Genomic DNA, 8,767 nt, shown 5'->3' with positions numbered 1-8,767 from the left:
GCCGGGTTGGTGGTCCACTGCTTGGCCAGGTTCATCACATCGTCGGTGAAGGTGGCGGAGAACAGCAGGGTCTGGCGTTCGCTCTTCGGCGGGGTCTGGCGGATGATCTGCCGAACCTGGGGGATGAAGCCCATGTCGAGCATGCGGTCGGCCTCGTCCAGCACCATCACCTCGACCATGTCCAGGTGCACCTCGCCGCGCTGGTTGAAGTCCAGCAGGCGGCCCGGGGTGGCCACCAGGATGTCGCAGTGGCGCGCTTCCAGGGCCTTGAGCTGCTTGTCGAAGTCCATGCCGCCGACGAAGCTCATCACGTTCAGCCCGGTGTACTTGGTCAGGGCCGCGGCGTCCTTGGCGATCTGCACCACCAGCTCGCGGGTCGGCGCGATGATCAGCGCGCGCGGTTCGCCCATGTAGCGTTCCTTGGGTGGCGGCGTCTGCTGCAACTGGGAGATGATCGAGATGAGGAAGGCGGCGGTCTTGCCGGTGCCGGTCTGGGCGCGGCCGATGGCGTCCTGGCCGCGCAGGGTGTAACCCAGCACCTGGGCCTGGATCGGCGTGCAGTACGGGAAACCGAGGTCGTGGATGGCATGCATCAGCTCGTCGGAGAGCTTGAAGTCATGGAAGCGGGTCTTGCCTTCCTGCGGCTCGACCACGAAGTCTTCCGGCTTCCACAGGCTGGCCTGGGGCTTGGGCTTGCGTTCGCGGCGCGGTTTGTCCTTGGCCGGTTTCTCGGCGGCAGGTGCGGTGGCGGGCGTTTCGGCCTTGACGCTGGTTTTGCCGGGGGCGGGCTGGCGCTGAGGCTCAGGCTGGGCCGCGGGGGCTGCGGCAGGCGCAGGCGGCGTGACGCTGGCAGCAGGAGCGACGGCCTGAGGCGCGGCGTCTCCCTTGCCGAATATTTTCTTGAGTGCCTTGAGCACGGTCGTCTCGTCAACTGGTTAAGGAATGTACGCCCGGCAGTGTAATGCAAGATCCGGGCGCGGCGTAGCGGAATACTCCTACAACTACAGGCGAGCCTGCTTATTGCAACTGCTTGCTCAGCCAGTCGTGGATGTCGCTCAGTTCCTCGACGGCCACTTCATGCTCCATCGGGTACTCGTGCCACTGGGCGGCGATGCCCCAGGTGTTCAGGTACTCGAAGGCGGTGCGGCCCATGGCCGGGATCACCACCGAATCGTGCACGCCATGCAGGCACAGGGCCGGGGTGCGCTGCTGGCAGGCGCTGAGCTGGTGGCCGTCGCTGAAGGTGGGCGCGTAGGTGGACAGGGCGATCACCCCGCCCAGTGCTTCCTGCCACTTTATATAGGCCGTGTGCAGCACCACCGCGCCGCCCTGGGAGAAGCCGGCCAGGAAGATCCGCGACAAGCTGATGCCCTTGGCCTGTTCGGCCTTGATCAGGGCGATCACCTGGTCGGCCGATTCGTCCAGCTGCGCTTCGTCGATGGCACGGGCCGGGGTCATGGCCTTGATGTCGTACCAGCTGGGCATGGCATAGCCGCCATTGATGGTCACCGGGCGGGTCGGCGCCTGGGGCATGATGAAGCGGGTGCTGAGCAGTCGTTCCTGCATGAATTCAGCCACCGGTAGGAAGTCGTAACGGTCGGCCCCCAGGCCGTGCAACCAGATCACACAGGCGTCTGCGGTTTTCTGCGGTTCGAGAATCAGCGGGTTGGTCATGACTGCTCCGAAAGTGTGCGTGCCTTGTTGTTAAGTGCTTGAAAAAGAGGCGTGGGAATTAATTGTCGGAAAAAGAATGTCGCAACGATACAAGTTTCGGTACTTGACGCGTGCTTAAACGCTCCAGCCTTCGATTGTGGTACGCGCTTTGCTATGAAACATTCGATACGAAGGGGCAAACCCAGACGGTAACACCCTTTGTAAGCGAAGGCTGTCATAGAACGGCCCATTGCGCCAATTGACCCAATAACAAGCCAACACGGGTCGGATGCGCCTCATAAGGGTGCGGTGCAATTCCGGCTCAATACAACAAGAGCGATTTGGAGGTTGTGAATGAAGATGCTGAAAACCACCCTGGCAGTCCTGACCGCTGCCGCCGCACTGGGCGCCGTGAGCACTGCCCAGGCCGGCGCCACCCTCGATGCGGTAAAGAAGAAGGGCTTCGTCCAGTGTGGCGTGAGCGATGGTCTTCCAGGCTTCTCGGTACCTGATGCGCAGGGCAAGATCGTCGGCATCGATGCCGATGTCTGCCGCGCCGTGGCAGCTGCCGTGTTCGGCGACGCCAGCAAGGTCAAGTTCAGCCAGCTCAACGCCAAGGAGCGCTTCACCGCGCTGCAGTCCGGCGAAGTCGACGTGCTGTCGCGCAACACCACCTGGACCAGCTCGCGCGATGCCGGCATGGGCCTGGTGTTCGCTGGCGTCACCTACTACGACGGCGTGGGCTTCCTGGTCAACAAGAAGCTCGGTGTTTCCAGTGCCAAGGAGCTCGATGGCGCGACCATCTGCATCCAGGCCGGTACCACCACCGAGCTGAACGTGTCCGACTACTTCCGCGCCAACAACCTGAAGTACACCCCGATCACCTTCGACACCTCCGACGAAAGCGCCAAGTCGCTGGAGTCCGGCCGTTGCGACGTGCTGACCTCGGACAAGTCGCAGCTGTTCGCCCAGCGCTCCAAGCTGGCCACGCCAACCGACTACGTGGTGCTGCCGGAAACCATCTCCAAGGAACCGCTGGGCCCGGTGGTGCGCAAGGGCGACGAGGAGTGGTTCAGCATCGTCAAGTGGACCCTGTTCGCCATGCTCAACGCCGAAGAGGCGGGCATTACCTCGAAGAACGTCGAGGCCGAGGCCAAGGCCACCAAGAACCCGGACGTTGCCCGCCTGCTCGGGGCTGACGGTGAATACGGCAAGGACCTCAAGCTGCCCAAAGACTGGGTGGTGCAGATCGTCAAGCAAGTCGGCAACTATGGCGAAGTGTTCGAGAAGAACCTGGGCCAGAGCACTGACCTGAAGATCGACCGTGGCATGAACGCCCTGTGGAACAACGGCGGCATCCAGTACGCGCCACCTGTGCGCTGATGGTTGCACCCTGCGGCGGCATCCCGCCGCCGCAGGCTGTTCGAATCCCTACTGTCCGGGGCACTTCATGCAAAATCGAATCGGCGCACAAAAGGGGCTTTCCCTTAACGACCCGCGTGTGCGCGCTTGGCTGTTCCAGATCCTCACCATCCTCTTGGTGGTGGGCCTGGGCTGGTACTTGTTCCACAACACGCAAACCAACTTGCAACACCGGGGCATCACCTCCGGCTTCGACTTCCTCGAGCGCAGTGCCGGCTTTGGCATCGCCCAGCATCTGATCCCGTATGTGGAGTCCGACAGCTACGCGCGGGTGTTCGTCATCGGCCTGCTCAATACCCTGCTGGTCACCTTCATCGGCGTCATCCTGGCGACCGTCCTCGGCTTTGTCATCGGGGTGGCGCGGTTGTCGCCGAACTGGATGATCAACAAGCTGGCGACGGTCTATGTCGAGACTTTCCGCAACATTCCGCCACTGCTGCAGATCCTGTTCTGGTACTTCGCCGTGTTCCTGACCCTGCCGGGGCCGCGGGGCAGCATCAACATCGACGACACCTTCTTCATCAGCAACCGTGGCCTGAACATGCCGGGCGCCTCGATGGCCGAGGGCTTCTGGCCGTTCGTGGTTGCCGTGGTGCTGGCGATCGCGGCCATCGTGGCGATGGTGCGTTACGCCAACAAGCGCTTCAACGAAACCGGCAAGCCGTTCCACAAGTTCTGGGTGGGCCTGGCGCTGCTGCTGGTGATTCCAGGGGCCTGCGTGCTGCTGTTCGGCAGCCCGGTGCACTGGGAAGTGCCGCAACTGAAGGGCTTCAACTTCGTCGGCGGCTGGGTGCTGATACCCGAACTGCTGGCGCTGACCCTGGCACTGACTATCTATACCGCCGCGTTCATCGCCGAAATCGTGCGCTCGGGTATTCGTTCGGTCAGCCATGGCCAGACCGAAGCCGCCCGCTCGCTGGGCCTGCGCGAAGGCCCGACGCTGCGCAAGGTGATCATCCCCCAGGCCCTGCGGGTGATCATTCCGCCGCTGACCAGCCAGTACCTGAACCTGGCGAAGAACTCGTCGCTGGCGGCCGGTATCGGCTACCCGGAGATGGTCTCGCTGTTCGCCGGTACCGTGCTCAACCAGACCGGCCAGGCCATCGAGGTGATCGCCATCACCATGAGTGTCTATCTCGCCATCAGCATCAGCATTTCGCTGCTGATGAACTGGTACAACAAGCGCATTGCGCTGATCGAGCGGTGAGGATACGCCCGTGAATGCCCATGTTTTCAAACCTGACATGCCGCCACCGGTGAAAACCGTCGGCGTGCTCGCCTGGATGCGGGCCAACCTGTTCTCCAGCTGGCTCAACACCTTGCTGACCCTGTTCGCCTTGTACCTGGTGTGGCTGATCGTGCCGCCGCTGGTGCAGTGGGCGTTCATCGATGCCAACTGGGTCGGTACCACCCGCGCCGACTGCACCAAGCAGGGCGCCTGCTGGGTGTTCGTGCAGCAGCGCTTCGGCCAGTTCATGTACGGCTACTACCCGGTGGAGCTGCGCTGGCGCGTGGACCTGACCGTGTGGCTGGCCGTGCTGGGCGCCGCGCCGCTGTTCATCAAGCGCTTCCAGCGCAAGGCGCTCTACGGCCTGGGCTTTCTGGTGCTGTACCCGGTGCTGGCCTACACCTTGCTGCACGGCGGCTACCTGGGCCTGGACACCGTGCCCACCAGCCAGTGGGGCGGGCTGATGCTGACCCTGGTGATCGCCACCGTGGGCATCGTCGGTGCCTTGCCGCTTGGCATCCTGCTGGCCCTTGGGCGGCGTTCGCGGATGCCGGCGGTGAAGGTGGTGTGCGTGACCTTCATCGAGTTCTGGCGCGGCGTGCCGCTGATTACCGTGCTGTTCATGTCGTCGGTGATGCTGCCGCTGTTCCTGCCTGAGGGCATGAGCTTCGACAAGCTGCTGCGGGCGATGATCGGGGTGATCCTGTTCCAGTCGGCGTACATCGCCGAGGTGGTGCGCGGCGGCCTGCAGGCCATCCCCAAGGGCCAGTACGAAGCTGCCGCGGCCATGGGCCTGGGCTACTGGCGCTCGATGGGCCTGGTGATCCTGCCGCAGGCGCTCAAGCTGGTGATCCCCGGCATCGTCAACACCTTCATCGCCCTGTTCAAGGACACCAGCCTGGTCATCATCATCGGCCTGTTCGACCTGCTCAACAGCGTCAAGCAGGCTGCGGCCGACCCGGCCTGGCTGGGCATGGCGACCGAGGGCTATGTGTTCGCGGCCCTGGTGTTCTGGATTTTCTGTTTCGGTATGTCCCGCTACTCCATGCACCTGGAGCGCAAGCTGGACACTGGCCACAAGCGTTAGGAGTCTCCAAATGAGTGAAGCGATCAAGCAGCCTGCCGGCCCCGAAGGCATCATCCAGATGCAGGGCGTGAACAAGTGGTACGGCCAGTTCCATGTGCTCAAGGACATCAACCTGAACGTGCGTCAGGGTGAGCGTATCGTCTTGTGCGGGCCTTCCGGCTCGGGCAAGTCCACCACCATCCGTTGCCTGAACCGCCTGGAGGAACACCAGCAGGGCCGCATCGTGGTCGATGGGGTGGAGCTGACCAACGACCTCAAGCAGATCGAAGCGATCCGCCGCGAGGTGGGCATGGTGTTCCAGCACTTCAACCTGTTCCCGCACCTGAGCATCCTCGAAAACTGCACCCTGGCGCCCATGTGGGTGCGCAAGATGCCGCGGCGCAAGGCCGAGGAAATTGCCATGCACTACCTGGAGCGGGTGCGCATTCCGGAGCAGGCGCACAAGTACCCGGGGCAGTTGAGCGGTGGCCAGCAGCAGCGCGTGGCGATTGCCCGGGCGCTGTGCATGAAGCCGAAGATCATGCTATTCGACGAGCCGACTTCGGCGCTCGACCCGGAAATGGTCAAGGAAGTGCTGGACACCATGGTGGGCCTGGCCGAAGACGGCATGACCATGCTCTGCGTGACCCACGAGATGGGCTTTGCCCGCACCGTGGCGAACCGGGTGATCTTCATGGACAAGGGGGAGATCGTGGAGCAGGCGGCGCCGGATGACTTCTTCGACCGGCCGCGCAGTGATCGGACCAAGTTGTTCCTGAGCCAGATCCTGCATTGATGCTGTTGGGGCCGCCTTGCGGCCCTTCGCGGGGCAAGCCCGCTCCCACAGGTATAGCGCAGGCCTATGGATCAGCGGTGTACCTGTGGGAGCGGGCTTGCCCCGCGAAGGGCTGCAAAGCAGCCCCGATCTTTACTTCTCTTCTTGCGTGGCCGCCGGCGCCGGCGGCGGCCGCAGCCCCACCTCGGCGACCAGTTTGAGCTGCTGCCCGTTGCGCATCACCTCGATGGTGATCTTCTCGTTGGGCTTGATCCGCGCCACCTGGTTCATCGACTTGCGCCCATCGCCAGCCGGCTCGCCATTGATGCTCAGGATCACATCGCCCAACTGCAAGCCGGCCTTCTGCGCCGGCCCGTCGCGGAAGATCCCCGCCACCACGATGCCCGGGCGGCCCTGCATGCCGAACGACTCGGCCAGTTCCTGGCTCAGCGGCTGCACTTCGATGCCCAGCCAGCCACGGATCACCTGGCCATGCTCGACGATCGACTTCATCACCTCCAGCGCCAGCTTGACCGGGATGGCGAAGCCAATGCCCTGGGAGCCGCCGGACTTGGAGAAGATCGCGGTGTTGATGCCCACCAGGTTGCCGTTGGCATCGACCAGCGCACCCCCGGAGTTGCCCGGGTTGATCGCCGCATCCGTCTGAATGAAGTCTTCGTAGTTGTTCAGGCCCAGCTGGTTGCGGCCGGTGGCGCTGATGATGCCCATGGTCACGGTCTGGCCGACGCCGAAGGGGTTGCCGATGGCCAGGGTCACGTCGCCGATGTGGATGTTGTCGGAGCGGCCGATGGTGATGGCCGGCAGGTTCTTCAGGTCGATCTTCAGCACCGCAAGGTCGGTCTCGGGGTCGCTGCCGATCACCCGGGCCAGGGTTTCGCGGCCGTCCTTCAACGCCACCACGATCTGGTCGGCGCCGCTGGTGACGTGGTTGTTGGTCAGCAGGTAGCCCTCGGGGCTCATGATCACTGCCGAGCCCAGGCTCGATTCCCAGCGCCGCTGCTTGGGCAGGTTGTCACCGAAGAAGCGGCGGAACTGCGGGTCTTCGAACAGCGGGTGGGCGCTCTTGTTGACCACCTTGGTGGTGTACAGGTTGACCACCGCCGGCGCGGCCAGGGTCACGGCGTCGGCATAGGACACCGGGCCCTGCATGATTTTCGTGGTCTGCGGTGCCTGTTGCAGGTTGACGTCCTGGCTGGGCAGGCCGACCCATTGCGGGAAACGCTGGATGATCAGCATGGCGATCAAAACGCCGGTAAGCAGGGGCCAGCCAAAATAACGCAAAGCCTTGAACATGAACGAATCCTGGGAGTGGGCAAGGGCCGGAGTGACGCGCCAGAGCGCAAGCGCGCGCGATCATACACCGGTTTCCCCAACGCCGGCGACGGCCCATAATGGCGGCCATTATACGGGCGTTGTTCCCGTTGAACGTGCAGATTTCGAGGAGATTTTCCATGGCTGTCGCCCTCAATACCCTGGTCGAGGAAGCCGAGCGCTACCTGGCCAGCGCGAAGATCCAGGATTACTGCCCCAATGGCCTGCAGGTGGAGGGCCGGCCCCAGGTCAGCCGCATCGTTTCCGGGGTCACGGCCAGCCAGGCGCTGCTGGATGCCGCGGTCGAGGCCGAGGCCGACCTGGTGCTGGTGCACCACGGTTATTTCTGGAAGGGCGAGAACCCGTGCATCACCGGGATCAAGCAGCGCCGCCTGAAGACCCTGCTCAAGCACGACATCAGCCTGCTGGCGTTTCACCTGCCGCTGGATGTTCACCCGGAAGTGGGCAACAACGTGCAGCTGGCTCGCCAGCTGGACATCACCGTGGAAGGGCCGCTGGACCCTGCCAACCCCAAGGTGGTCGGCCTGGTCGGTTCGCTGGCCGAGCCGATGACCGCGCGCGACTTCGCCCGCCGCGTGCAGGACGTCATGGGCCGTGAGCCGCTGCTGGTCGAAGGCGAGCAGATGATCCGCCGGGTCGGCTGGTGTACCGGCGGCGGGCAGGGTTATATCGACACCGCCATCGCTGCCGGGGTGGACCTGTTCATCAGCGGCGAGGCGTCCGAGCAGACCTACCACAGTGCCCGCGAGAACGGCGTCAGCTTCATCGCCGCCGGGCACCATGCCACCGAGCGCTATGGCGTGCAGGCGCTGGGCGATTACCTGGCGCGGCGCTTTGCCCTGGAGCACCTGTTCATCGATTGCCCGAATCCGATCTGAGGCCTGTTTCGGCCTTATCGCCGGCAAGCCGGCTCCCACAGGAACACTGCAGCGTTCAAGGTTTGTGGTGAATCTGTGGGAGCTGGCTTGCCGGCGATTGGGCCGCAGGGCGGGCCTTTAGCAGCCAAACCCCCAGTCATATCGTTAGACTTTTTCGATCTAGCCCGCCGCCTAAATAGAATCAGCCGCTGTGATAAAGTGGCTCGCTCGAACACGGCCCGCTGGCCGTCCATAAGATCGTTTTTCGTGAGTAGCCATGGTCGACAAACTGACGCACTTGAAACAGCTGGAGGCGGAGAGCATCCACATCATCCGCGAGGTGGCCGCCGAGTTCGACAACCCGGTGATGCTGTACTCGATCGGCAAGGACTCCGCCGTGATGCTGCACCTGG

Annotated in this window: 8 protein-coding genes and 1 pseudogene; 6 read left to right on the top strand and 3 right to left on the bottom strand. The window is 63.6% G+C overall.

Annotation, left to right across the window (positions count from 1 at the left end):
- Both B3E94_RS16845 and B3E94_RS16840 read right to left on the bottom strand, forming a co-directional pair.
- Positions 1 to 917, bottom strand: a 917-nt coding sequence (locus tag B3E94_RS16845; protein WP_286914403.1) for a DEAD/DEAH box helicase, incomplete at its 3' end; no start/stop codon positions are given.
- Between the two features lie 100 nt (positions 918 to 1,017).
- Positions 1,018 to 1,674, bottom strand: a complete 657-nt coding sequence (locus B3E94_RS16840; RefSeq protein WP_176512321.1) for an alpha/beta hydrolase — start codon at positions 1,672 to 1,674, stop codon at positions 1,018 to 1,020.
- 333 nt (positions 1,675 to 2,007) lie between these two features.
- On the opposite strand from B3E94_RS16840, the gene B3E94_RS16835 reads away from it, so the two are divergent.
- The 4 genes from B3E94_RS16835 (at position 2,008) to B3E94_RS16820 (ending at position 6,165) form a co-directional block, all read left to right on the top strand.
- On the top strand, positions 2,008 to 3,036 hold the full coding sequence (locus B3E94_RS16835) for an amino acid ABC transporter substrate-binding protein (RefSeq protein WP_176512323.1): 1,029 nt from the start codon (positions 2,008 to 2,010) through the stop codon (positions 3,034 to 3,036).
- A 67-nt stretch (positions 3,037 to 3,103) separates the two neighbouring features.
- The gene (locus tag B3E94_RS16830) at positions 3,104 to 4,282 is read left to right on the top strand and encodes an amino acid ABC transporter permease (protein WP_286914401.1); all 1,179 of its coding nucleotides are present in this window, start codon (positions 3,104 to 3,106) and stop codon (positions 4,280 to 4,282) included.
- Between the two features lie 10 nt (positions 4,283 to 4,292).
- Positions 4,293 to 5,390, top strand: coding sequence for an amino acid ABC transporter permease (locus tag B3E94_RS16825; protein ID WP_286914399.1), 1,098 nt, complete (start codon positions 4,293 to 4,295; stop codon positions 5,388 to 5,390).
- A gap of 10 nt (positions 5,391 to 5,400) precedes the next feature.
- Positions 5,401 to 6,165: an amino acid ABC transporter ATP-binding protein gene (locus B3E94_RS16820; RefSeq protein WP_003251792.1), complete on the top strand. Its 765-nt coding sequence runs from the start codon at positions 5,401 to 5,403 to the stop codon at positions 6,163 to 6,165.
- Positions 6,166 to 6,297: 132 nt separating this feature from the next.
- Here the strand turns inward: B3E94_RS16820 and algW are convergent, their stop codons facing one another.
- Positions 6,298 to 7,458 carry a Do family serine endopeptidase AlgW gene (gene algW, locus B3E94_RS16815; RefSeq protein WP_176512329.1) on the bottom strand — a complete coding sequence of 387 codons (1,161 nt, stop codon included), beginning with the start codon at positions 7,456 to 7,458 and terminating at the stop codon, positions 6,298 to 6,300.
- A gap of 158 nt (positions 7,459 to 7,616) precedes the next feature.
- On the opposite strand from algW, the gene B3E94_RS16810 reads away from it, so the two are divergent.
- Positions 7,617 to 8,375, top strand: coding sequence for a Nif3-like dinuclear metal center hexameric protein (locus B3E94_RS16810; protein ID WP_176512331.1), 759 nt, complete (start codon positions 7,617 to 7,619; stop codon positions 8,373 to 8,375).
- Positions 8,376 to 8,631: 256 nt separating this feature from the next.
- Positions 8,632 to 8,767, top strand: a pseudogene (locus B3E94_RS16805) (sulfate adenylyltransferase small subunit); the annotation flags it as partial.

Origin of the sequence: Pseudomonas sp. UBA6315, assembly GCF_002438125.1 — a bacterium.
GTDB lineage: Bacteria > Pseudomonadota > Gammaproteobacteria > Pseudomonadales > Pseudomonadaceae > Aquipseudomonas > Aquipseudomonas faucium.
This window is presented reverse-complemented; position numbering and strand designations above follow the sequence as displayed.